The following is a 20724-nucleotide window of genomic DNA, read 5'->3' on the forward strand; positions in this document are numbered from 1 at the left end:
GCATGGCCCCGGAAAGGGAAAGCGTCAGTTCGCCATCACTGTCCGACGTTTGCCGGCGGCCGTCGCCTTGGCAGGGGAATGCCGATCTCCGGCGTGGCGGTGAAGGCGTTGGCTGCGTTTGGCAAGCCGCCCGCATTGCCCGCAATAGGCGGAGGCGCGTCGGGTTCCGGCGCCCTGGCGGCGATCGGCACGCCGCCGCCGCGATAGGTGACGGCTTCGGCTGAGTCCGCGTCGGGCTGGTCAAGCACGAACTGGCATTGTTTCGGCAGGTTCGCCATCGTCATCAGGTCGCGCGCCTTGGGCGCATCCGGGTTCTTGTTGGGGCGCCACGGCTCCTCGGTAAACCACCAGGCCAGCGGCTTGCCGCAGCCGTCATCGTCGGGCGTCGCTTCCTGTCCCTTGCAGTTGGGCGAACCCGGCTGGCAGCCGATGCGGATGTGGAAATGATAGTCATGGCCCCAGAACGGCCGGATTTTTCTCAGCCAGGTACGGTCGCCGGTGACGGTGTCGCACAGCTTCTTCTTGATCCCAGGATTGACCAGGATGCGCTCGACTTCCGGATAGCTCGCCGCGCGCTTCAACAGCTTGGTATGCATCGGCTTCCACAGCCTGTCCTTCACCAGATGCGTCTTGTCGTCGACCATCAGCGTGGCGCTGATGTTTTCGCGCTCCTGGGTGGTGAGCTTGCGGTCGGGCATTGGCGTCAGCCAGATGTCGGCGTCGAGGCCGATCTGGTGCGAGGCGTGCCCGGTCAGCATCGGCCCGCCGCGCGGCTGCGAAATGTCGCCGATCAGAAGCCCCGGCCAGCCGTCGGCGGCGGCATCGCGCGACAGTTTCTCGATCAGCGCAATCATCGTTGGATGACCCCAGCGCCGGTTGCGCGAGGGACGCATCACCTCCCAGTTCTGGCCGTCCATCGGAATGGCGACGCCGCCAGTGAAGCAGCCCTTTGAATAGAAGCCGAAGGATTGCGCCGCAGCCACCGCCGGCAGCTTCTTGGCGCCGAACAGGTCTTTTGCCCGTGGCTCGGCCGTGATTGCGCCCGCCACCAGCCCGGCCAGCGCCACGATCGCCAGCGCCGCCGTCAGGAACGGCCGTCTGCCGGTCAAGGATCGCATCGAAATCGTCATGAACCCCACTGCAAAAGTCCGCAACACAATCGAATCATATCACCCTCGGGCTCGCGTTTCGATTATCTACCTTCATCGGGCTGCGCGGCTCGCCGTCGCGCCAGCTGCCGTCGGCCCACATCCGATCGAACGCCTGGCGGTAGTCCGGATAGCGGAACCGGTAGCCCGCTGCCTTGATCGCGGCGTTGGCGACGCGCTTGTTCTCGCCATAGAAGGACCGCGCCATGGGCGAAAGTTGGGCGGTCTCGAAAGGAATCTCCGGCGGCGGCTCGACGCCCATCAGCGAAGCGGCATAGGTGACGACATCCTGCGGCGGCGCCGGCTCGTCATCGGTGATGTTGAAAATGCCGCCTCTATTGCCACCGATGAGGTGCCAGAGCGCGCCGGCGATGTCGTCGCAATGGATGCGGTTGAACACCTGGTCGGGCTTGACCAGCCGCCTGGCCGTGCCGTTTTCCAGATTGACCAGCGCGTTGCGACCCGGCCCGTAAATGCCGGAAAGCCGCAGGATGGCCACCGGCTTGCCGGTCTCGAGTCCAAGCTGCAGCCAGCCCCGCTCGGCCGCCACTCGCATCGACGAGCGTTTCGACACCGGCCGGCATTCGGCCGTTTCATCGACCCAGGCACCGTCATAATTGCCATAGACGCCGACGGTCGAGAGATAGCCGATCCAGCGAAGCGCCGGCATCGCCTCGATCGCCTTGCGCGCGGCGAGAAGCACAGGGTCGCCGGCCTCCTCCGGGGCTACGGAGATGACAAGATGGGTGGTGGTCTCCAGCGTTTCGCCGATTTCAGGTGTCAGGGCGCCGTGAAACAGCAGCGGCGCGATGCCGGCCTGACGCAATGCCTCGAATTTCTCGGCCGAGCGCGTGGTGCCGAAGATCGTAATCGCCTCCGCATTGGCCCGTGCAAAGGCTTTGCCCGAATAGCCGGCGCCGAAGATAAAAACCTGTTTTTCGCTCATGCGTGCGCCTCAATTGGCAATACGGACAGCCATTCGCCCCGCACTGTCGTGTCGGTTTCAGTGTTCGAGTAGATCGCCGCCTGCCTGTTGAATTCGGCGGCCGGCACCAGCCGCGACAGCGCCCAGATCGCCGCGCCGCGCACCAGCGGCGAGGCATCGCCAAGCAGATCGCGCACCGGGCCGGCCAGCGAAACATCGCCGGAATTGCCGGCGGCAACCAGCACATTGCGGACAAAGCGGTCGCGGCCGATGCGCTTGATCGGCGAGCCGGAGAAAAAGGTCCGGAACGCCGTGTCGTCTAGCTGCAACAGCTCGCCTAGCGGCGGCTCGCGCAGTTCGTCGCGGGCAGCAAGCTTGGCTTCCGAAGCGGCGCGGGCAAACTTGTTCCACGGGCAGGCGGCGAGACAATCGTCGCAGCCATAGATGCGGTTGCCGATCTTTTCGCGGAATTCTTGCGGGATCGGCCCCTTGTTCTCGATGGTCAGGTAGGAGATGCAGCGCCGGGCATCGAGCCGATAGGGCGCCGGAAAGGCATCGGTCGGGCAGGCGTCGAGACAGGCGCGGCAGGAACCGCAATGGTCTACCTCGGTCGCATCGGGCGTGAGCTCAGCCGTGGTGAAGATGGTGCCGAGAAACAGCCAGGAGCCGTGCTCGCGGCTGACCAGATTGGTATGCTTGCCTTGCCAGCCGAGCCCGGCGGCCTCAGCCAGCGGCTTTTCCATAACCGGCGCCGTATCGACGAAAACCTTTACGTCGCCGCCGGCCCGCGCGACGATCTTGCCGGCGATCTCCTTCAGCCGGCCCTTCATCACCTCGTGATAGTCGCGGTTTTGCGCATAGACCGAGATCGCGCCGCGGTCGCGCCTTGCCTGCAGCGCACGCGGATCGTGGTCGGGGCCATAATTCATTGCCAGCACGATGATCGAGCGCACCTCGGGCCACAGCGTCGAAGGCTCGCTGCGGCGTTGGAGCGTCTCCGCAATCCACGCCATCGAACCGTGAAAACCATCGGCGATGAATTCGGCCAATCTGGCCGGCGCCAGCGGGATCGCATCGGGCGCGGTGACGGCAACCGCATCGAAGCCGGCGCGCCGCGCCTCGGCGTCGATCAGCGCGCGCAGGGTTTGGCTTCTAGAAGTCGAGGTCCGCATAATGCGACACCGGCGACAGGCCGCGCACTCGGTCGGTGAGCAGCGGCCGGAACGACGGCCGCGATTTCACCCGCGTGTACCATTCGCGCGCCGCGGCATGCTCGCGCCAATCGATCTCGCCGAGATAATCCAGCACCGACAGCGTCGCGGCCGCCGCCAGGTCGGCATAGGTGACCTTGCTGCCGGCCAGCCAATGACGGGTGCCGGCCAGCCAGTTGGTGTACTTCATGTGCTGGCGAATGTTGGCGCGCGCCGCGCGGATCGCCGCCGAATCGGGGGAACCGCCGCCCGCCGTTTCCGGCATCACCGGCTTCAGCACGCGCTCGCGCACCAGATGCCGGGTCACTTCGCTCTCGGCCTTGTTGAGATACCAGTCGGTCAGGCGGCGGATTTCGGCGCGCTGCATCGGGTCTTCCGCAAACAGGCGCTTGTCGCGCTTCAGGACACCACGTGTTTCGTCGAGATATTCAGCGATCACCATGGCGCCGACGATCGGCACGTCGCCTTCGGCCAGCAGGATAGGCAAGGTGCCGGCCGGGTTCAGCGCCAAAAACTCCTTGCGCCGCGTCCACGGTTTTTCCTCGATCAGCGCCAGCTCCTCGCCATACTCGCCGAAGGCGAGGCGCACGAAGCGGCAGGTGGCGAACATCGGGTGATGGAAAAGCGTCAGCATGATTCCGCGATATTAAGGCGCACTGGCGAATCGCCGTCCGCACCGGTAAGTCTTGGCGGCCCGTCATGCGGCCGTCACGGTGCTGCGACCTATAGGGGGACTTCCGCGCCGTGACAAGCAAGCCCTTTTGCCAGCCGTTTCCTTCCGTCCCTTGAATGCCGAGGTTGCCATGGATAGCCACACCATCGTCGAAGCCCTGCTGCTCGGCCTGCTGGAGGGGCTGACCGAGTTCATCCCGGTCTCCTCGACCGGCCATATCCTGCTCGCCGGCCATTTCCTCGGCTTCCATTCCACCGGAAAGGCTTTTGAGATCCTGATTCAGCTCGGCGCCATCCTGGCGATCCTCAGCGTCTATTTCCGCCGTCTGTGGCAGATGCTGCTCGACCTGCCGCATGACCGGCTGACGCGGCATTTCGTCCTCGGCATCCTGATTGCCTTCCTGCCGGCCGCCATCATCGGCGCGCTGGCGCATGATTTCATCAAGACGGTGCTGTTCGAATCGCCAAGGCTGATCTGCATCATGCTGATCATCGGCGGCGTCGTGCTGCTGGTCGTCGACCGCATGAAGCTGCAGCCGGTCTACCGCGACGTCGAGCGCTTCCCGACAAGGCTTTATTTGCAAATCGGCCTGTTCCAGTGCCTGTCGCTGATCCCCGGGACGTCGCGCTCCGGTTCGACCATCGTCGGCGCGCTGCTGCTGGGCGTCGACAAGCGCGCGGCGGCGGAATTCTCCTTCTTCCTCGCCATCCCGACCATGGTCGGCGCCTTCGCCTTCGATCTGTTCAAGAACCGCAACGTGCTGAGCAGCGCCGATCTGCCGATCATCGCTATCGGCTTCGTCGCCGCCTTCGTTACCGCGCTGATCGTCGTGCGCTTCCTGCTCGATTACGTCTCGCGCAACGGCTATTCGCTGTTCGGCTGGTGGCGCCTGGTCGTGGGTGGCGTCGGGCTGGTGGCGTTGATGATCTGGGGGTGAGCTTTACCCTCCCCCTTGTGGGGGTCCGAAGGACGGGCGAGACAGGCGGCTCGCCCCGGTCAGTCGATCCGCAAAGCGGATCGGGGTGGGGGTCGGCGCCACACCCCCGCCCCGTTTCGCCAACGACGCGTCGCGTCGCTTGCTCACCGACCCTCCCCGCAAGGGGGAGGGTAAAGGCCGCTAACTCCTCCCAAAAAACGCGTTCTCGACATGCACCGGCCAGCGCCAGGGCAGCACCGCGATCATGTCGAAGCGCATCGACAATCTGCCGTAGTCCGGTTGGCGCGACAGCCAGATGTCGGCCGCGCCCTCGATGCGGCGCTCCGATTCGTGGCCAATCGCCTCCATCGCTTCCATCAGCGTGCGCCGCGCCTTGACCTCGACGAACAGCACCAGGTCGCCGCGCCTGGCGATCAGGTCGATCTCGCCGAAGCGGGTGCGATGCCGGCGGGCGAGGATGCGATAACCTTTCAGCATCAGCGCCGCCGCCGCCAGCCACTCGCCGCGATGGCCGCGCCGATAGGCTTTTTGGCGGCTGGCGGCCGGGCGCTCAGCCACCTTCGCCTTCTCCACCCGCATTCCTGAGTTCCAGCAGCCGGCGGTAGAGAGACTGCTTCTGCCCGCCTGTCATCTTCGCCGCTTCCGCCGCCGCCTTGGACGCCGGCATTTCGGCGGCCAGCGACAGCAGCAGCCTGTCGATGTCGGCGGGTTGCTCGGCCTTGATCTCGGCGGGCCCGACGCAGATGACGATCTCGCCCTTCGGCGTGTCAGCCGCCGCATAGTGGTCGGCCAGCGCCTGCAGCGTTCCCGTCCGCATCTCTTCAAAAGTCTTGGTAAGCTCGCGGCCGATGGCCGCCTTGCGCCCATCACCCAGCGCCTCGACCATCGCAAGCAGCGTATCGGCCAGCCTGCGTGGCGACTCAAAGAAGATCAGCGTTGCCGACACCGTCCTGAACGTTTCGAGCTTTGTGAGCCGCTGCCCTGCTTTCACCGGCAAAAACCCCGCAAACAGGAAGGCGTCGGACGGCAGGCCCGACGCCGTCAGCGCCGCCAGCGGCGCCGATGGGCCGGGGATCGGCACCACGCGCAGGCCGCGCTCCAGCGCTTCGCCGACCAGCCGGTAGCCTGGGTCGGAGATCAGCGGCGTGCCGGCATCCGAAATCAGCGCCACGCTCTGCCCGGCCTCGAGTGCTGCGATCAGCTTCGGTCCCGCCTCGCCGGCATTGTGTTCGTGATAGGCGGTTGTGCGCCTGCGGATGCCGTATCGGTCGAGCAGCACGCGTGAGACGCGGGTGTCCTCGCAGGCGACTATGTCGGCGGCAGCCAGCGTTTCCAAGGCGCGCAGCGTGATGTCGGAGAGGTTGCCGATCGGCGTCGCCACCAGATACAGCGCCGGCGCCAGCGACCGGACCGCGATCTCGGTCTGCCCGATCACATAGCTGCGCTTCTCGCCGGTCACCGGGGTCTCTCCATTTCGCCCTGTTTGGCACGGCGCGCGCGGGGTTGCAAAACTCCCGAACGTCGAGCCAAACCTGACGCCGATGTAACCCGGCGGCCATGTCTTTGCCACAGTGGGGAACGAAAGCGTGGCTGGCGGATTGAATACCTGAGTCTCTTGAGGAGGAGGACAGGATGGACAGCCTGGAATTGCAGGACGTTTTCGAGCCCTATTATGCCGAGCGCAAGCGCTTCACTGCGCGAAAGGGCAAGCGTGCGCTCGCCGAAAGCGACACCGGCCTGGCCAGTCGGGCGGCCACCGCCTTGCCGACGAATGTCAGGCTTTCGGACAACAAACCGGACAGCACGACGGAGCACTGACCGTACGATGCCCAATCGTTTCGATATCTTCATCACCCGTCTTGAAACGAAGAGCGCCCGCGAAGGCGCGCCGCCGCATCCGATGAACGACCAGAACAGCGTCCGCCGGGACAAGAGCGACGCCAAGCCGGCCCGGACCGGAGAGGCGCATGCCGAGAAACACCGCGGCAAGCGCCGCTTCAAGCACGACGCTTAGTTTGTCGATCGGTGCAACATCGTCATCCTAGGGCGAAGCAAGGAGCGAAGTGACGCGGCGCAGACCCTATGATCCATTCCGTGACCTCTGCCGAAGGATGCAGCGGCGCAGAATTCTGAACCGCTGCAGCGCCTTAACCTCGCGGCATGAATCCTCGGGTGAAGTCCGAGGATGGCGAACGCGGGCGTGGAACGCCCCAACCACATCAGTCAGCCCAGGTATCGCGTCACCCTCACCTCCAGCAATCGCACCAACTCCGGATCCATGAATCCGTAATCATCCGGGATGTCGAGGCAGATGACGCGGGCCTTCTTCAGGCTCTCCTTGAATTTCTTCTGCAGCTTGGTGCGGTGCGCCTTTTCCATCACGAAGACGATGTCGGCCCAGGCGACCAGCTCATGCGTCAGCGGCGTGTCTGCATCGTGATTGGTGCCGGCCGACTCGACCTCGATATCCCTACGTTTGGAGAACACCTGCTCGGCGGTCGGGCTGCGCAAGCGGTTCTGGCTGCAGACGAACAGGACGTTCTTCACCGACTACTCATCCCAGATCTTACGCAGATTTTTGCTGAGAGGGATGTACTGATCAAATGTGAGTCCATTCAGATCAAACTCGAGCAACTCATCCTTGGCGATTCCGCGAAGCTTATTTCCAATATATGTTATGAAACTGAGGACAACGCTGAATTCGCTCAAGTGGGTCAATTTTAGTTTCGATGTGACCGTTGCGTTCCTGATGAAAATCGCCTGAGCCTCAAAGAGGTCGTCTTGCTCTGGAGATCTCAAGATTTCGGTCAATCCAAACTCGAACACATCATCCGTGTTCAATGTCATCAAGGTCTCGTGGATCAGGAACGTCATCGCAGGAGTCACCTCGGATGCGGCGCTGGCACGCCAGCGGTTCAACAAGTCGACTTTCTAACATCCTTGCTCAAGCCGATAAATCGTCCAACAGCCCGGCCATTTGCCCTGTGGGCTCACCGCGCCAAATCCGCCACCACGGCATCGAGCACGATCATGCCGGCTGGCGTGGCGCGTAGCCTGGCATTGCCGATCGGCGCCACCAGCCCCTCATCCTGCAGCACGGTCAGCCGGGCGCTCGACAGGCCGCGCCCGGAAAACGCCTCGTAGCGGGAAAGGTCGATGCCTTCGGCCAACCTCAGCCCCATCAGCAGGAACTCGTCGGCCTCTTCGGAGCGCGTCAGGATCTCGCCGCCGGTGACGCCATGGCCCCTGGCCTCCACCAGATTGGCCCAGGTCTCCGGCATCCGCTCGGCGATCGTCACGGTGCGGTGGCCGTTCTCGATAAAGCGGCCATGCGCGCCCGGTCCGACGCCGACATATTCGCCATAGCGCCAATAGGTCAGATTGTGCCGGCTCTCGGCGCCCGGCCTGGCGTGGTTGGAAATCTCATAGGCCGGCAGGCCATGCGCTGCGGTGATCTCCTGCGTCAGCGCATAGAGATCGGCGGCCCGGTCATTATCGGGGATGATGAATTTGTTCGCCGCATGAAGGGCATGGAACGGCGTGCCTTCTTCGATGGTCAGCTGGTAGAGCGACAGATGGTCGGCGGCATGGCCGATCGCCTGTTCGAGCTCCGCCTGCCAGTCGTCCAGCGTCTGGCCGGGGCGGGCGTAGATCAGGTCGAAGGAAAGTCTTGGGAATATGTCCCGTGCCAGGCCAATTGCATGCAGCGCCTCGTCGACATTGTGCAGCCGGCCGAGGAAGCGCAGATCCTTGTCGTTCAGCGCCTGCACGCCGAGCGACACACGGTTGACGCCGGCGGCGCGGTAGCCGCGAAATCGCTCGGCCTCGACCGAGGACGGATTGGCTTCCAGCGTCACCTCGATGCCGTCGGGCACCGTCCAGTTCTTCGCCACGGCGTCCAGCACCGCCGCCACCGTCTGCGGCTGCATCAGCGACGGTGTGCCGCCGCCGAGAAAGATACTGGTCACTTCGCGCGGCCCGGTCCGCTCGCTCATGGTCTTCAGCTCGTTCTCGAAGGCGCGGGCAAAGCGCTCCTGGTCGACCGGCTGGTGACGGACATGGCTGTTGAAGTCGCAATACGGGCATTTGGCCGCGCAGAACGGCCAATGGATGTAGACCCCGAAGCCCGGGCTGCGGTCCAGCGACATTAAGCTGAGCCTAACCTGGCGCGGGCGAATTTCTGGAAGGCGCGGGCGCGGTGCGACAGCGCCGTCGGCTGACCGGGCTTCCAGCCGTGTTTTTCCTCAGCGCTCATCTCGCCGAACGTCTTGTCGAAACCGTCGGGCAAAAACACCGGGTCGTAGCCGAAGCCCAGTTCGCCGCGCGGCGGCCACACCAGCGTTCCCTCAGCTTCGCCGCGATAATATTCAGCCTCGCCATTGGGGAAGGCCAGGCAGATGACGGCGACGAACCGCCCCTTGCGCTGCGCTGGCTTGGCGGCGCCGACCTCCTGCAAGGCCACTTCGGTGCGCTGCATGGCCATCCCGAAGTCGCGGCTGCCATCGGGAGCTTCGGCCCAATTGGCGGTGTAGACGCCGGGGGCGCCGTCGAGCGCGTCGACGCACAGGCCCGAATCGTCCGACAGCGCCGGCAGGCCGGTCGCCTTAGCCGCGGCGAAGGCCTTGATGTAGGCGTTTTCCTCGAAGGTGGTGCCGGTCTCCTCCGGTTCCGGCAGGCCGTAGTCCTTGGCCGACTTCGCCTCGAAGCCGAACGGACCCATCAAATCGGCGAATTCGCGCAGCTTGCCTTCATTGTGGCTGGCAACGACGATCTTCTTTCCATCGAGAGAATGCATCAAAGGCCCCAGATCCTTGGCTCGGCGAATTCGATCGAATTGCCCGAGGGGTCGCGTATGTAGATCGAACGCCCGCCCTGCGGCCATTCGAATTCGCTTTCGATGGCGATGTTTTTCGCCTCAAGTTGCGCCTTCCTCTGTGCGAGTTCATCCGCACTTGCGGCAAAGCAGAGATGGCCCTCGCCGACCGTGCCATGCGGCGGCACTTTCAGCCGCGCATCCGGTGCCGGCGGGATTTTGGTGGCTTCGGCGTTGAAGATGAGCAGTACGCCCGGGCCGCAGCGGAAGAAGAGATGGCGGCCGTCGACCTTGCCGAGGAGAGGGAGGCCGAGGACGTTGGAGTAGAAGGCTTCGGCAGCGGCGAGATCCGTGACGTAAAGCGCTGACTCAAGAATAGCGGAGGGTTGCATCAGGCGCCCCCCTCTGCCCTGCCGGGCATCTCCCCCGCAAGGGGGGAGATTGGCAGTTCCGCTGGCGGCGTCTCAACGTTGATGGTTGGCGAAAACGGTAGCGACCTCTGATCTCCCCCCTTGCGGGGGAGATGGCCGGCAGGCCAGAGGGGGGTGTGAAGGATCGCCGACGTCATCACGTTAAATTCAATCAGGCCACAGCCATCTGCTGCAAGCTCACCAGCCGCTGAATGCCCTTCTTTGCCAGGCCCATCAGCTCCGCGAACTGCCCTTCCGAGAACGGCTCGCCCTCGGCGGTGCCCTGGATCTCGACGATGCCGCCCTTGCCGGTCATGACGAAATTGGCGTCGGTGCCGGCAGATGAATCCTCGATGTAGTCGAGGTCGATGACCGGCTGGCCGTCATGGATGCCGCAGGAAATTGCCGCGACATGGTCTTTCAGCACCTTGGCAACGCTGGCCATCTGCCGCGCTTCCATCCAGCGCAGGCAATCGTAAAGCGCCACCCAGCCGCCGGTGATCGAGGCCGTGCGGGTGCCGCCATCGGCCTGGATGACGTCGCAGTCGACGGTGATCTGCTGTTCGCCCAGCGCCTGCAGGTCGACAACGGCGCGCAAGGAGCGGCCGATCAGCCGCTGGATTTCCAGCGTGCGGCCGCCTTGCTTGCCGGCCGAGGCTTCACGGCGCATGCGCTCGCCGGTCGAACGCGGCAGCATGCCGTATTCGGCCGTCACCCAGCCCTTGCCGGAATTGCGCATCCAGCCCGGCACCTTTTCCTCCAGGCTCGCCGTGCACAACACATGCGTGTCGCCGAATTTCACCAGGCACGAGCCTTCCGCGTGTTTGGAGACGCCGCGCTCGAAGGAGATGGCGCGCATTTCGTCGGCTTGGCGTTTAGAAGGGCGCATCGAGGCCTCTTTCTGTTCTTTTACGGTTGCGTCGGCGGCTTGTAGACGCATGCAGCCCATGGCGCAAAGGAAAAGGCCGGGCGATCTGGCACAGACGCCGGGTTGCGCGGGGGCGATGGAAGTCTATATCCTTGAGCCGGAGGTTTTTGGCTCGAATGACCAAGGCAGTCACCGAACCCAGTCTGCTGGCGCCCGCGCTGCAATCGCTCGACATGCGTTCGCGCGACATTTTCCGGCGCATCGTCGAATCCTATCTGAAGGACGGTGAGCCTGTGGGATCGCGCAGCCTGTCGCGCATCCTGCCGTCGTCGCTGTCGCCGGCGACCATCCGCAACGTGATGAGCGACCTCGAGCATCTCGGCCTGATCTATGCCCCGCACATCTCGGCCGGGCGCCTGCCGACCCAGACCGGCCTGCGCTTCTTCGTCGATGCCTTCATGGAGCTTGGCGATCTCTCCGACGAGGAACGCCGGGTCATCGAGGCGCAGGTGCGCGCCTCCGGCTCGGGCGCGACGCTGGAACACATGCTGACCGAGGCCAGCCAGATGCTGTCGGGCATGTCGCGCGGCGCCGGCCTGGTGCTCGCCACCAAGAACGAGGTGGCGCTGAAGCACATCGAGTTCATCCAGCTCGAGCCGACCAAGGCGCTGGCGGTGATGGTGTCGCAGAATGGCGATGTCGAGAACCGCGTCGTCGACCTGCCGGCCGGCATCACCGTCTCGCAGCTGCACGAGGCCTCCAACTTCCTCAACGCCCATATCAGGGGCCGCACGCTCGCCGAGGCGCGCATCGAGATCGCCCGCATCAAGGACGAGACCAGGGCAGCGCTGGACACGCTGTCGCAGGATCTGGTCGAGAAAGGCCTGGCGGTGTGGGCCGGCGCCGATAGCGGCCTGCCGGCGCGCCTTATCGTGCGAGGCCGCGCCAATTTGCTCGAAAACGTCACCGCCCAGGCCGATATCGAATTGCTGCGCCACCTGTTCGAGGATCTGGAGACGCAGGACGGGCTGATCCAGCTGCTCGACCTCGCCGAGGACGGCCCCGGCGTGCGGATCTTCATCGGCTCGGAAAACAAGCTGTTCTCGCTCTCCGGCTCGTCGCTGGTCGTGGCGCCTTACCGCGACAAGGACGCCCGCGTCGTCGGCGCGCTCGGCGTCATCGGCCCGACCAGGCTGAATTATGCCCGCATCGTGCCGATGGTCGACTACACGGCCCAATTGATTACCCGGATGTTAAGATAATTCCGAAGCCGGGATCACCGTAAAGGAGGGCGCAGAATGGCGCTTGAATCGTTCAAGGCCCAGATCAGCATGCTGCTCGAAGAAATGGTCAACCAGCCGGAGGACGAGCACGAAATCCAGGAGCAGCTGCGCGAAAAACTGCGCGAAATGCGCGCCATGGGCTTGCCGCTGCCGGAAGATCTCGTCGCATTGGAAAAGCGTCTCGACGACGATCTGGACGTCGAAGAGGAAAGTTGAGCGGTTCTCTCGTCGAATCTGCGCGCGCGCACGCTTCTCTTTTGCGGCGGCTGCACAATATCTCCCTTGTGCATGACGCGCCGACCGGCGCGAGTTCGAGGAGAACAGCATGATCCGGATTGCCGGCTTGGCAGGCCTTGCCCTGCTTCTGGCCACCAGCACCTTCGCCCAGGAGGCCGATCAACCGCTGCTGACCGGCAAGGACGCTTTCGGCGACTGGAAGGCCGACAAGCCAGGTGTGCGCCGGCTGATCAAGCCGGATGATCTGCAAAAGCCCAACATGACCGAATCCGCCTCCAACAGCGCCGGCCTTGGCGATCGGCCCGAGGGCGCGAAGCCCGTCCTGCTGCCTGGGTTTTCGGCCGAACTGGTTGCTTCCGGCATTTCCAATCCGCGGGTCGTGCGCGTGGCGCCGAACGGCGACCTGTTCGTCGCCGACAGCGACGCCAACCAGATCCGCGTCTATCGGCTGGCCAAGGGTAGCGCGAAGCCGGCCGAAGAGGGCATTTTTGCCGACAATCTCAACCAGCCCTATGGCATCGCCTTCTACCCGCCTGGCGACAAGCCGCAATGGGTCTACGTCGCCAACAACGACAGCGTGGTCCGCTACGCCTATCGCGACGGCGACCTTAAAGCCTCCGGCGAACCGGAGACGATTGTCTCCGACATCCCTACCGGCGGCCACTGGACCCGCGATATCGCCTTCTCGCCGGACGGGAAGACGCTGTATCTCTCGGTCGGCTCCGGATCGAACGTCGCGGAGGGCATGCAGAAGGCACCGAAGGGCGGCCTTGACGCCTGGGCAAAATCACAGCCACTCGGCGCCACCTGGGGTTCCGAGGATGGCCGTGCCGACGTGCTGGCCTTCGGCCCCGACGGCAAGAATGGCCGCATCCTCGCTACCGGCCTGCGCAATTGCTCGGGCATGACCGTGCAGCCGGCCACCGGCGCGCTGTGGTGTGTCGTCAACGAGCGCGACGGTCTCGGCGACGATGTGCCGTTCGAATATGCCACCTCAGTCAAGGACGGCGCCTTCTATGGCTGGCCCTGGTATTATATCGGCGCCAACCAGGACCCGCGTCACGAGGGCGCGCGCCCAGACCTCGCCGGCTCGGTCACCGTGCCCGACGTGCTGATGCAGGCGCATTCGGCGCCGCTCAACATCGCCTTCTATGACGGCGGCAATTTCCCGGCAGAGTACAAGGGTGACGCCTTCGTCGCCCTGCACGGCTCCTGGAACCGTGGTATGAGGACCGGCTACAAGGTGGTGCGGCTGAGATTCAGCGACGGCAAGCCGACCGGCGAGTACCAGGATTTCATCACCGGCTTCGTCCTCTCCGACGACGCCGTCTGGGGCCGGCCGGTCGGCGTCGCGGTGGCCAAGGACGGCGCGCTTATCGTCACCGAGGATGGCAACGGCACCATCTGGCGCATCACCCATGTCGATGGCCCATCCTGAGCCGGCGAACAGCGCAATCCGGCCCTAATGCACGTCCCGATGGATCACCTTGGGATAGGTATGGATCACCTCGGCCGATGAGACGCGGTCATCAAAACCGGTATCCCTGAGATTGAAGAGCCCGACCGAGCCGAAGGACTTCTTCGCCCCTTGCGCGAAGCGGCTGTCGCTGAAATCGTGCTCGTAAAGGCTCACCGTGACGTGGCCGGCATTGAGCTTCGGCACGTAAACACTGCTGATGGTGTCGTTGGCGACGCCCAGTTGGTTGATGTGGAAGCGATAGAGGTCCTGCACCATGCGCCGAGCCGCATTGCCATTGATCATCCAGTATTCGCGGCGCGATGCGCGGTTCGGGTCGATGAGTTTGAGCGGCGCCTTGCGGCCAAGCCCGAGCCAGTGCTCGAACACCATCACATTGGCGCCCCAGGGATAGGGATAATTGGACTTGTCGATGATGCGTGGCGGGCCATCCTCGGCAATCTCGGCGGTATCGACATAATCCAGCCATTGCAGCTGGAACGACGCTTCCACGTTGAGGGTCGGTGTTGCGCGGATCGGCAGCGATGATGCGCCAGTCGGAGACCGGCGGATATTTGATGTCGAGGTCGATGTAGAATTCGCCTTTGGCGGTGTCGTCGGGGTCTATCTTTTGCGGTCCGTCACGCTCGATCGCCACCAGCCGCACCTTGAACCGGTTGTTGACGACCAGCGGATAGATCATCGGACGAATGGGGTGAGCGCCAGGGTCCCGGCTGTCGGTAAAATATCCAGTCTGCGGAACGACATCGCTATCGCCCTTGTCGAACAGGCTGAAAGCCTGACGCCCCTCGAACCACAGATACCATTCCAGCTCGTGGACGTGACCGCGTGCTTCGGAATAGTTGTTGGGCATCCACTTCATGAGCTGGATGTGAAGTCTTTTGGCTAACATGGGTGCTCCTGCCGTTCGGAGCCATGCGAGATAGCCGACCGCCTTCGGGGCGTAAGTGAACCATCTCTCGCTTTCAGGTGATGACGACCGGCTTTCATGTCCTGCTTGGCGCAATCGAATCCTTTTTGCCGTTGCAGGCTTTCATGGCATCAGAGTCGTTTCACGAGGTGCGACCGTCATGACCCTCACCGGCTTCCTTGCCTACAGTGCTGCGCTGGGCATCGCCGCCGCCATTCCCGGTCCCGGCGTCACCGCGCTTGTGGCGCGGGCGCTCGGATCCGGCTTCCGCTCGTCGCTGGCGATGTCGTTCGGCCTGATGCTCGGCGACCTTATTTATCTCACCGCGGTGGTGCTCGGCCTTGCCTTTGTCGCGCAAAGCTTCGGCATGGTGTTTCTCGCCATCAAATGGTTGGGCGTCGCCTATCTCGCCTTCCTCGGCTGGCGTTTCTGGACGGCCGGGATCACGCCAGAGACTGTCGAGGCCAGGAAAGGCAAGGGCGGCCTGGTATCGAGCTTCCTTGCCGGCCTCACCGTCACGCTGGGCAACCCGAAGACGATGATCTTCTACCTCGCCATCACGCCGACCATCGTCGACCTGAAGACCATCACGCTCGCCGACTACGGCATCCTGGTCGCGCTCACCGTTATCGTGCTCTTCGTGGTGCTGGTGCCCTATCTTGCGCTGGCCGCCAAGGCGCGCTGGTTCCTGAAATCGCCACGCGCGCTGAAGGCGCTGAACCGCACCGCCGCCGGCTTCATGGTGGGCGCGGCCGCTGCCATTGCCGCACGTCAGTAGATCGGTTCAGGCCCATCCATTCCGCCGATCGGTCCATCCGGAAAATGCGGCTTGAGGAGACAAGCGTTTTCAGCAAGCGGCCCACTCGATATTTTCGGCCGGCAGCCTATCTTGCGCGGGCGAAAGCCCTATTCTGTCCGCCGACGCCAATTGCCTGATCTGATTTGGGAGCGAAACCAATGAACAAGCCTTCCGCGCGCGTGCCCGGCCGCGGCCGTGTCTACAACTCGATCACCGAGACGATCGGCGACACGCCGCTGGTGCGGCTCGACAAGTTCGCCAAGGAGAAGGGCGTCGTTGCCAACCTTCTTGCCAAGCTCGAATTCTTCAATCCGATCGCCTCGGTCAAGGACCGCATCGGCGTTTCCATGATCGAGGCGCTGGAAGCGTCGGGCCGGATCAAACCCGGCAAGACGACGCTGATCGAGCCGACCTCGGGGAATACCGGCATCGCGCTCGCCTTCGCCGCCGCCGCCAAGGGCTACAAGCTGATCCTGACCATGCCCGAAACCATGTCGGTGGAGCGCCGCAAGATGCTGGCGCTGCTCGGCGCCGAACTGGTGCTGACGGAAGGGCCGAAAGGCATGAAGGGCGCCATCGCCAAGGCCGACGAATTGGCCGCCACCCTGCCTGACGCCGTCATCCCGCAGCAGTTCGAAAACCCGGCCAACCCGGAGATCCACCGCCGCACCACCGCCGAGGAGATCTGGAACGACACCGATGGCGGGGTCGACATCTTCGTCGCCGGCATTGGTACCGGCGGCACGATCACCGGCGTCGGCCAGGTGCTGAAGCAACGCAAGCCCTCGGTGCATGTCGTCGCCGTCGAGCCGGAGGCCTCGCCGGTGCTGTCGGGCGGCCAGCCCGGCCCGCACAAGATCCAGGGCATCGGCGCCGGCTTTGCGCCCAAGATCCTCGACACTTCGATCTATGACGAGATCGTCAAGGTCTCCAACGAGGATTCGGTCGCCAACGCCCGCCTCGTCGCCCGCCTTGAAGGCGTGCCGGTCGGCATCTCGTCGGGCGCCGCCCTGCAAGCGGCGATCGTCGTCGGGTCGCGGCCGGAGAACAAGGGCAAGAACCTGGTGGTGATCATCCCGTCCTTCGCCGAGCGCTATCTGTCGACGATCCTGTTCGACGGGCTGGGAGCTTAGTTTTCGCGGAGCGGGAAGGACGGATAGGTAGCGGTCCGTCACCCCCTCTGTCCGCCGACATCTCCAGCGCTTGCTCCCGTCTGGACCGCACAAAATACCGCGTGGCACCGCACCGACCCGCTTGAGCGCGGCGCTCTGCCGGTGCAAATCTCCAACGGCCCGCGTGGGCCGGGGAGGACATTCATGTACAGACTTTACACGCGCCCAGGCAGTGGCGGTTTCGTCGTCGAGGCCGCATTGGCGCTGGCAAACGCGCAATTCGACCAGATCGACGTGCCGAAGAAGGATCCGCCGGACCCGGCTTTCCTCGACATCAGCCCGTTGAACCAGGTTCCGGTGCTGACCTTGCCCAACGGTCAATCGATAACCGAATCGGCGGCGATCTGCATCCTGCTTGCCGAGCGCCATCCGGAGGCGGGTCTGGCGCCGGCCGCCGGATCGCCGGATCGCGCCGGTTTCCTGCGCTGGATGGCGTTCATGTCATCGGTGCTCTACCCCGCCATCCTGCGCCTCTACTATGCCCATCGCTACACCACCGATGCCGACGGCAAGAAAGCCGTCAAGCAGGCAGCCATTGCCGAGATGGACCGCGGCTTCGCCATTGTCGATGCAGCCCTCGAGGGGCGCGGCTGGCTGGTCGGCGACGCGATGTCGCTGGCCGACGTCTACCTCGTCATGCTGGTGGCCTGGCACCCCGATATGGACAACGCGCGAGCCGACTGGCCGAACATCGAACGCTTATGGTCGGCGCTGCGCGCGCATCCGCTGATGAAACGGCTCAACACCACGCATGAGATGTGGCCGGCCTGAACGGACGCTTCAATTTCGCAGGATCGCCCGTTTCGCCTGCAGGAAGCGGCGCACGGCGGGGTCGCGTTCAAGGCCGATCGCCCGGTCATAGGCTTCGACCGCTTGCGCCGCATTGCCGAGCCTGGCCAGCAGGCCGGCGCGAGCGGCCCAATAGGGCTGATAGTCGTTGAGCCGCTTGTCGTCGCCCAGCACGTAGAGCGCCGCCAGTCCTGCCGCCGCCCCTTCGGCCTCGGCAATCGCCACGGCGCGGTTGATCGAAATCACCGGCGAGCCTGATATCGCCGACAGCGCATCGTAGAAGTTACGGATCGCCGCCCAATCGGTTTGGCCGGTCCGTCGCCGCGTCGCATGCACCGATTGTACCGCCGCTTCGAGCTGGTAGCGGCCGATGACGCCCATGGTGGCGGCGTGGCCCAGCAGCGCCTCGGCTTCGTCGATCAGCGCGTGATCCCAAAGACGGCAATCCTGTTCGGCGAGCGGCACATAATCTCCAGCCGCATCGCGCCGCGCCGGGCGGCGCGCCTCGGCAAACAGCATCAGCGCCAGCAGGCCGAGCGCTTCCGGTTCGTCCGGCATCAGTGACGCCACCAGACGCCCGAGCCAGATGCCTTCGGTCGCCAGATTGCGCGCTCTCGTCTCGGTCCCTGCCGGGTCGGTCCAGCCTTCGGCGAAAGCCGCGTAGATCGCTTCCAGCACCGTTTCCAGCCGCTCGCCGAGTTCGGCCCGATCCGGCACGCGGAACGGAATGCCGATCTCGCGGATGCGGCTCTTGGCACGCACCAGACGCTGGCCCATCGTCGCCGGCGAAACCAGGAAGGCCGAGGCGATCGTCGCCGCGTCGAAACCCAGAACCGTCTGCAGGATCAGCGGCGCCCGCACGCTGGCTTCGATCGCCGGATGCGCACAGGCAAACATCAGCCTGAGACGTTCGTCGGGCAGGTCTTCGTCTTCCATGCTCGCCTCCATCTCCTCGGCCATCAGCTTGAGATGGTCGCGGCTCGCCTCGCTGGTCAGCCGACGGCGCACCGCGTCGACGCGCCGCCGGCGCGCCACGGCCAGCAACCATGCTTCCGGCTTCTCGGGCACGCCGGTCTGTGGCCAGCGCTCAAGGGCCGCGGCAAAGGCCTCGGCCAGCGCGTCCTCGGTGCCGGCTACGTCGCGGGTGCGCGCAGCAAGGTAGGCGACCAGCTTGCCGTAACTCTGCCGGGCGGCCGCTTCGGCCGCCGCCCGCGCGATCTCCGGGCGATTGTCCATCACGGTGTCATTTCTTGGGCATGTAGTCGGCCATTTCCCAGATCGGCCGCAACTCGACCGTGCCGGCGCTCGCCGCCGGACAGCGCGCCGCCCAGTCGATGGCGGTATCGATATCGGCCGCCTCGATCATGTAGAAGCCGGCAAGCTGCTCCTTGGTGTCGGCATAGGGGCCGTCGATCACGTTGGTGTTGCCGTCTGTGATCCGCACCGAGGTGGTCGCCTGGGTCGGGCGCAACCGTTCGCCGGCGAGCCATGCGCCGGATTTCTTCAACGCTTCGGTATAGGCGGCATATGCTGCGCTCATCTGCTGAGCCTTCTCGATTGGCGTGTTCGCCTGCGCGGCTTCGTCGCTGTTGATCAAAAGCATGTATCGCATGGGTCTTCTCCCGTGGTTTCGAAGGCCGCGTCCTAGCGGGGCCAGACGTATGTCGCGCGGCGGCGGCCGATTTCGACAGGCTTCAGAAAAAAACTTCGCCTCCGCCAGGAGATTTCGCAAGGACCAGATGTTCCTCCGTCTGCTGGCGGATGACCGGCAGCGGACTGGCCGTGGCTCCGCCCAGCACTATCCTCTGTCGTTGGCGGGCACGTCACACGAGGCATGGGAGAAGAGAATGGAACTCGTGACCCACAAGAAATTCAAGAACGGCCGGTTGATGCCATGGGGCAAAGGCACGGTCGTCAGCGGTGCGAAAGGCACCGTCTATCTCTGCGGCAACACCGCGACATCGGCTGACTACGATCCGGCCGGCAAGAAGGGTGGCGGCTTCGCCGGCGATGCCGCGGCGCAGTGGCGGGAAGTTCTCGGCAACATCAAATCGGATCTGGAAGAACTTGGCAGCGGGCTCGACCATCTCATCAGGCTGACCTTTTTCGTCAAAGGGCCATTTCCCGACGGCGGCGTCCTCAGCTCGCCTAATTTTCGTCTCGACGTGCTGGACGCGTTTTTCGCCGAGCATTGTCCGAAGCATTGCAGCGACAACAATCCGCCGCCTTCGGAGGTAATCGGCGTCGCAGCGCTTGCCCAGGCAGACATCGTCATCGAGATCGTCGCCGTCGCGGCGCTGCCGGACTGAGGCGCGAACGAACAGGCCGGCCTTGCGCGAGGTCGCCGTTGCGATCGAAGCGCGCCGGCACGAGCTGCGCCGCCGCGCCGGTGCGGGCGTTGCACAAGGCCTCGGCTCTGGCCAGTGAGCGCCCGGCGACGAGCAGGATCAGGCGTGGCTCGCTCTCCAGCAATTGCACGATGCGGCCGCCGAAAATGCCATAGCCGCCAACGACCAGAAGCCTCATCGCGCCGCTCTTTTTGCGTATGTCGTTCCCGGAACCGAGGTCACTTTTGGGTGACATGTGATTAGCCGATCACGCGCGCACGTATCGCGGCGGACAGGATCTCGCAACTGTCCTTGCGGCCGAACATGGCGTAGCGGTTTTTGGCGATGCGTTCGTAGAGCCAGTCACGCAAGGGGCGCGGGATGAGCAGCAGCGCTTTCGCCGCCCGCCACGGCCAGCCCAGTTCGGCCATCACCGCGATGAAACTGTCCAGCCGCATGAAGGGAGCGCCGCCGACAAGGACCAGATTGGTCTCGTAGCTGTCGGTGCGCAGCCCGTATCTCTGGAACAGCGCCTCGCCGAAGGGCGACTGCGCCGTGGCGAAGCGGAAGCGGTTTTTGCGGTCGAGCCCGACCACCGTGCGTACGAAGCCCGAGCACAGCACGCAGACGCCGTCGAAAACGATCAATGGCTGGCTGGCATCGAAGGGTTCAGGAGAAGAAGTCACGGGACGTCCGGCAGCTTGTGTCTTCAGACACTAAGCCCGCCGGCAGCGGGATCAAAGCC

27 protein-coding genes and 1 pseudogene are annotated in these 20724 nt (G+C 64.4%); 10 read left to right on the forward strand and 18 right to left on the reverse strand.

The window, feature by feature from the left end; all coding sequences use genetic code 11:
• Positions 1–35: 35 nt before the first annotated feature.
• Genes mepA through ACYG9V_RS04585 form a run of 4 tightly spaced genes read right to left on the reverse strand, consistent with a single transcriptional unit; the run spans position 36 to position 3918 of the window.
• Complete coding sequence (mepA, locus tag ACYG9V_RS04570; RefSeq protein WP_460221917.1) at positions 36–1118, reverse strand: penicillin-insensitive murein endopeptidase; 1083 nt, start codon at positions 1116–1118, stop codon at positions 36–38.
• 46 nt (positions 1119–1164) lie between these two features.
• On the reverse strand, positions 1165–2094 hold the full coding sequence (locus tag ACYG9V_RS04575) for an SDR family oxidoreductase (protein WP_023710340.1): 930 nt from the start codon (positions 2092–2094) through the stop codon (positions 1165–1167).
• Positions 2091–3245, reverse strand: coding sequence for a tRNA epoxyqueuosine(34) reductase QueG (gene queG, locus ACYG9V_RS04580; protein ID WP_352764678.1), 1155 nt, complete (start codon positions 3243–3245; stop codon positions 2091–2093). The genes ACYG9V_RS04575 and queG overlap by 4 nt, the downstream gene beginning before the upstream one ends.
• On the reverse strand, positions 3226–3918 hold the full coding sequence (locus ACYG9V_RS04585) for a glutathione S-transferase family protein (RefSeq protein ID WP_023681225.1): 693 nt from the start codon (positions 3916–3918) through the stop codon (positions 3226–3228). The genes queG and ACYG9V_RS04585 overlap by 20 nt, the downstream gene beginning before the upstream one ends.
• A 169-nt stretch (positions 3919–4087) precedes the next feature.
• Between ACYG9V_RS04585 and ACYG9V_RS04590 the strand changes: the two genes are divergently transcribed.
• Positions 4088–4894 carry an undecaprenyl-diphosphate phosphatase gene (locus ACYG9V_RS04590; protein WP_023681226.1) on the forward strand — a complete coding sequence of 269 codons (807 nt, stop codon included), beginning with the start codon at positions 4088–4090 and terminating at the stop codon, positions 4892–4894.
• Between the two features lie 180 nt (positions 4895–5074).
• Here ACYG9V_RS04590 and ACYG9V_RS04595 read toward each other — a convergent pair whose 3' ends face one another.
• Together ACYG9V_RS04595 and rsmI are read right to left on the reverse strand one after the other, a co-directional pair.
• The gene (locus ACYG9V_RS04595; RefSeq protein ID WP_023698068.1) at positions 5075–5452 is read right to left on the reverse strand and encodes a YraN family protein; all 378 of its coding nucleotides are present in this window, start codon (positions 5450–5452) and stop codon (positions 5075–5077) included.
• On the reverse strand, positions 5445–6353 hold the full coding sequence (rsmI, locus tag ACYG9V_RS04600) for a 16S rRNA (cytidine(1402)-2'-O)-methyltransferase (protein ID WP_352764682.1): 909 nt from the start codon (positions 6351–6353) through the stop codon (positions 5445–5447). Before rsmI ends, ACYG9V_RS04595 begins: the two co-directional genes overlap by 8 nt.
• 173 nt (positions 6354–6526) lie before the next feature.
• Between rsmI and ACYG9V_RS04605 the strand changes: the two genes are divergently transcribed.
• Positions 6527–6712 (forward strand): hypothetical protein, encoded by a 186-nt coding sequence (locus tag ACYG9V_RS04605; RefSeq protein ID WP_023687558.1) that lies wholly within the window; start codon positions 6527–6529, stop codon positions 6710–6712.
• Between the two features lie 79 nt (positions 6713–6791).
• Here ACYG9V_RS04605 and ACYG9V_RS04610 read toward each other — a convergent pair.
• The 7 genes and pseudogenes from ACYG9V_RS04610 to rph all read right to left on the reverse strand — a co-directional run.
• Positions 6792–6926, reverse strand: a pseudogene (locus ACYG9V_RS04610) (EamA family transporter); the annotation flags it as partial.
• 191 nt (positions 6927–7117) lie between these two features.
• The gene (locus ACYG9V_RS04615; protein ID WP_023698066.1) at positions 7118–7441 is read right to left on the reverse strand and encodes a low molecular weight protein tyrosine phosphatase family protein; all 324 of its coding nucleotides are present in this window, start codon (positions 7439–7441) and stop codon (positions 7118–7120) included.
• A 3-nt stretch (positions 7442–7444) separates the two neighbouring features.
• On the reverse strand, positions 7445–7816 hold the full coding sequence (locus tag ACYG9V_RS04620; protein ID WP_023672057.1) for a hypothetical protein: 372 nt from the start codon (positions 7814–7816) through the stop codon (positions 7445–7447).
• 68 nt (positions 7817–7884) lie between these two features.
• Complete coding sequence (hemW, locus tag ACYG9V_RS04625; protein ID WP_023681230.1) at positions 7885–9042, reverse strand: radical SAM family heme chaperone HemW; 1158 nt, start codon at positions 9040–9042, stop codon at positions 7885–7887.
• Complete coding sequence (gene rdgB, locus ACYG9V_RS04630; RefSeq protein ID WP_023692946.1) at positions 9042–9689, reverse strand: RdgB/HAM1 family non-canonical purine NTP pyrophosphatase; 648 nt, start codon at positions 9687–9689, stop codon at positions 9042–9044. Before rdgB ends, hemW begins: the two co-directional genes overlap by 1 nt.
• On the reverse strand, positions 9689–10099 hold the full coding sequence (locus tag ACYG9V_RS04635) for a VOC family protein (RefSeq protein ID WP_023672054.1): 411 nt from the start codon (positions 10097–10099) through the stop codon (positions 9689–9691). Before ACYG9V_RS04635 ends, rdgB begins: the two co-directional genes overlap by 1 nt.
• Positions 10100–10289: 190 nt before the next feature.
• Complete coding sequence (gene rph / locus ACYG9V_RS04640) at positions 10290–11006, reverse strand: ribonuclease PH (RefSeq protein ID WP_023672052.1); 717 nt, start codon at positions 11004–11006, stop codon at positions 10290–10292.
• A gap of 155 nt (positions 11007–11161) precedes the next feature.
• Here rph and hrcA point away from each other — a divergent pair, with 155 nt between their 5' ends.
• The 3 genes from hrcA (at position 11162) to ACYG9V_RS04655 (ending at position 13943) form a co-directional block, all read left to right on the forward strand.
• A complete protein-coding gene (gene hrcA, locus ACYG9V_RS04645) occupies positions 11162–12247 on the forward strand; it encodes a heat-inducible transcriptional repressor HrcA (RefSeq protein ID WP_023681233.1) in 1086 nt (361 codons plus the stop codon).
• Between the two features lie 36 nt (positions 12248–12283).
• Positions 12284–12484, forward strand: a complete 201-nt coding sequence (locus ACYG9V_RS04650) for a hypothetical protein (RefSeq protein ID WP_023672050.1) — start codon at positions 12284–12286, stop codon at positions 12482–12484.
• Positions 12485–12593: 109 nt separating this feature from the next.
• Positions 12594–13943: a PQQ-dependent sugar dehydrogenase gene (locus tag ACYG9V_RS04655; RefSeq protein WP_352764685.1), complete on the forward strand. Its 1350-nt coding sequence runs from the start codon at positions 12594–12596 to the stop codon at positions 13941–13943.
• Between the two features lie 24 nt (positions 13944–13967).
• Here ACYG9V_RS04655 and ACYG9V_RS04660 read toward each other — a convergent pair whose 3' ends face one another.
• Positions 13968–14474, reverse strand: a complete 507-nt coding sequence (locus tag ACYG9V_RS04660; RefSeq protein ID WP_352764688.1) for a hypothetical protein — start codon at positions 14472–14474, stop codon at positions 13968–13970.
• Position 14475: 1 nt separating this feature from the next.
• Between ACYG9V_RS04660 and ACYG9V_RS04665 the strand changes: the two genes are divergently transcribed.
• The 4 genes from ACYG9V_RS04665 to ACYG9V_RS04680 all read left to right on the forward strand — a co-directional run bounded on the left by ACYG9V_RS04665 (position 14476) and on the right by ACYG9V_RS04680 (position 17634).
• A complete protein-coding gene (locus ACYG9V_RS04665; protein ID WP_352764690.1) occupies positions 14476–14871 on the forward strand; it encodes a hypothetical protein in 396 nt (131 codons plus the stop codon).
• Between the two features lie 181 nt (positions 14872–15052).
• Positions 15053–15670, forward strand: coding sequence for a LysE family translocator (locus ACYG9V_RS04670; RefSeq protein ID WP_023698059.1), 618 nt, complete (start codon positions 15053–15055; stop codon positions 15668–15670).
• 179 nt (positions 15671–15849) lie between these two features.
• Positions 15850–16824 carry a cysteine synthase A gene (cysK, locus tag ACYG9V_RS04675; RefSeq protein WP_023692952.1) on the forward strand — a complete coding sequence of 325 codons (975 nt, stop codon included), beginning with the start codon at positions 15850–15852 and terminating at the stop codon, positions 16822–16824.
• A gap of 183 nt (positions 16825–17007) precedes the next feature.
• Complete coding sequence (locus tag ACYG9V_RS04680) at positions 17008–17634, forward strand: glutathione S-transferase family protein (protein WP_023827544.1); 627 nt, start codon at positions 17008–17010, stop codon at positions 17632–17634.
• A 9-nt stretch (positions 17635–17643) separates the two neighbouring features.
• Here ACYG9V_RS04680 and ACYG9V_RS04685 read toward each other — a convergent pair whose 3' ends face one another.
• Positions 17644–18888: an RNA polymerase sigma factor gene (locus tag ACYG9V_RS04685; RefSeq protein ID WP_352764693.1), complete on the reverse strand. Its 1245-nt coding sequence runs from the start codon at positions 18886–18888 to the stop codon at positions 17644–17646.
• A gap of 7 nt (positions 18889–18895) precedes the next feature.
• Entirely contained in the window at positions 18896–19264 is a 369-nt protein-coding gene (locus ACYG9V_RS04690) for a YciI family protein (protein WP_352764695.1), read from the reverse strand.
• 235 nt (positions 19265–19499) lie between these two features.
• Here ACYG9V_RS04690 and ACYG9V_RS04695 point away from each other — a divergent pair, with 235 nt between their 5' ends.
• On the forward strand, positions 19500–19961 hold the full coding sequence (locus ACYG9V_RS04695) for a RidA family protein (RefSeq protein ID WP_023687546.1): 462 nt from the start codon (positions 19500–19502) through the stop codon (positions 19959–19961).
• Here the strand turns inward: ACYG9V_RS04695 and ACYG9V_RS04700 are convergent.
• Both ACYG9V_RS04700 and ACYG9V_RS04705 read right to left on the reverse strand, forming a co-directional pair.
• Entirely contained in the window at positions 19924–20178 is a 255-nt protein-coding gene (locus tag ACYG9V_RS04700) for a hypothetical protein (RefSeq protein ID WP_023749321.1), read from the reverse strand. The two genes, ACYG9V_RS04695 and ACYG9V_RS04700, sit on opposite strands and share 38 nt — an antisense overlap.
• A 61-nt stretch (positions 20179–20239) precedes the next feature.
• Entirely contained in the window at positions 20240–20665 is a 426-nt protein-coding gene (locus ACYG9V_RS04705; RefSeq protein ID WP_031199395.1) for a thiol-disulfide oxidoreductase DCC family protein, read from the reverse strand.
• Positions 20666–20724: the final 59 nt, after the last annotated feature.

This window comes from Mesorhizobium sp. W016, assembly GCF_054719485.1.

Bases quoted from the DNA above. Each gene is read 5' to 3' on its own strand.
- mepA (WP_460221917.1), bottom strand. From the start codon at position 1,118: ATGCGATCCTTGACCGGCAGACGGCCGTTCCTGACGGCGGCGCTGGCG.
- ACYG9V_RS04575 (WP_023710340.1), bottom strand. From the start codon at position 2,094: ATGAGCGAAAAACAGGTTTTTATCTTCGGCGCCGGCTATTCGGGCAAA.
- queG (WP_352764678.1), bottom strand. From the start codon at position 3,245: ATGCGGACCTCGACTTCTAGAAGCCAAACCCTGCGCGCGCTGATCGAC.
- ACYG9V_RS04585 (WP_023681225.1), bottom strand. From the start codon at position 3,918: ATGCTGACGCTTTTCCATCACCCGATGTTCGCCACCTGCCGCTTCGTG.
- ACYG9V_RS04590 (WP_023681226.1), top strand. From the start codon at position 4,088: ATGGATAGCCACACCATCGTCGAAGCCCTGCTGCTCGGCCTGCTGGAG.
- ACYG9V_RS04605 (WP_023687558.1), top strand. From the start codon at position 6,527: ATGGACAGCCTGGAATTGCAGGACGTTTTCGAGCCCTATTATGCCGAG.
- hemW (WP_023681230.1), bottom strand. From the start codon at position 9,042: ATGTCGCTGGACCGCAGCCCGGGCTTCGGGGTCTACATCCATTGGCCG.
- rdgB (WP_023692946.1), bottom strand. From the start codon at position 9,689: ATGCATTCTCTCGATGGAAAGAAGATCGTCGTTGCCAGCCACAATGAA.
- ACYG9V_RS04635 (WP_023672054.1), bottom strand. From the start codon at position 10,099: ATGCAACCCTCCGCTATTCTTGAGTCAGCGCTTTACGTCACGGATCTC.
- rph (WP_023672052.1), bottom strand. From the start codon at position 11,006: ATGCGCCCTTCTAAACGCCAAGCCGACGAAATGCGCGCCATCTCCTTC.
- hrcA (WP_023681233.1), top strand. From the start codon at position 11,162: ATGACCAAGGCAGTCACCGAACCCAGTCTGCTGGCGCCCGCGCTGCAA.
- ACYG9V_RS04650 (WP_023672050.1), top strand. From the start codon at position 12,284: ATGGCGCTTGAATCGTTCAAGGCCCAGATCAGCATGCTGCTCGAAGAA.
- ACYG9V_RS04655 (WP_352764685.1), top strand. From the start codon at position 12,594: ATGATCCGGATTGCCGGCTTGGCAGGCCTTGCCCTGCTTCTGGCCACC.
- ACYG9V_RS04670 (WP_023698059.1), top strand. From the start codon at position 15,053: ATGACCCTCACCGGCTTCCTTGCCTACAGTGCTGCGCTGGGCATCGCC.
- cysK (WP_023692952.1), top strand. From the start codon at position 15,850: ATGAACAAGCCTTCCGCGCGCGTGCCCGGCCGCGGCCGTGTCTACAAC.
- ACYG9V_RS04680 (WP_023827544.1), top strand. From the start codon at position 17,008: ATGTACAGACTTTACACGCGCCCAGGCAGTGGCGGTTTCGTCGTCGAG.
- ACYG9V_RS04685 (WP_352764693.1), bottom strand. From the start codon at position 18,888: ATGGACAATCGCCCGGAGATCGCGCGGGCGGCGGCCGAAGCGGCCGCC.
- ACYG9V_RS04690 (WP_352764695.1), bottom strand. From the start codon at position 19,264: ATGCGATACATGCTTTTGATCAACAGCGACGAAGCCGCGCAGGCGAAC.
- ACYG9V_RS04695 (WP_023687546.1), top strand. From the start codon at position 19,500: ATGGAACTCGTGACCCACAAGAAATTCAAGAACGGCCGGTTGATGCCA.
- ACYG9V_RS04700 (WP_023749321.1), bottom strand. From the start codon at position 20,178: ATGAGGCTTCTGGTCGTTGGCGGCTATGGCATTTTCGGCGGCCGCATC.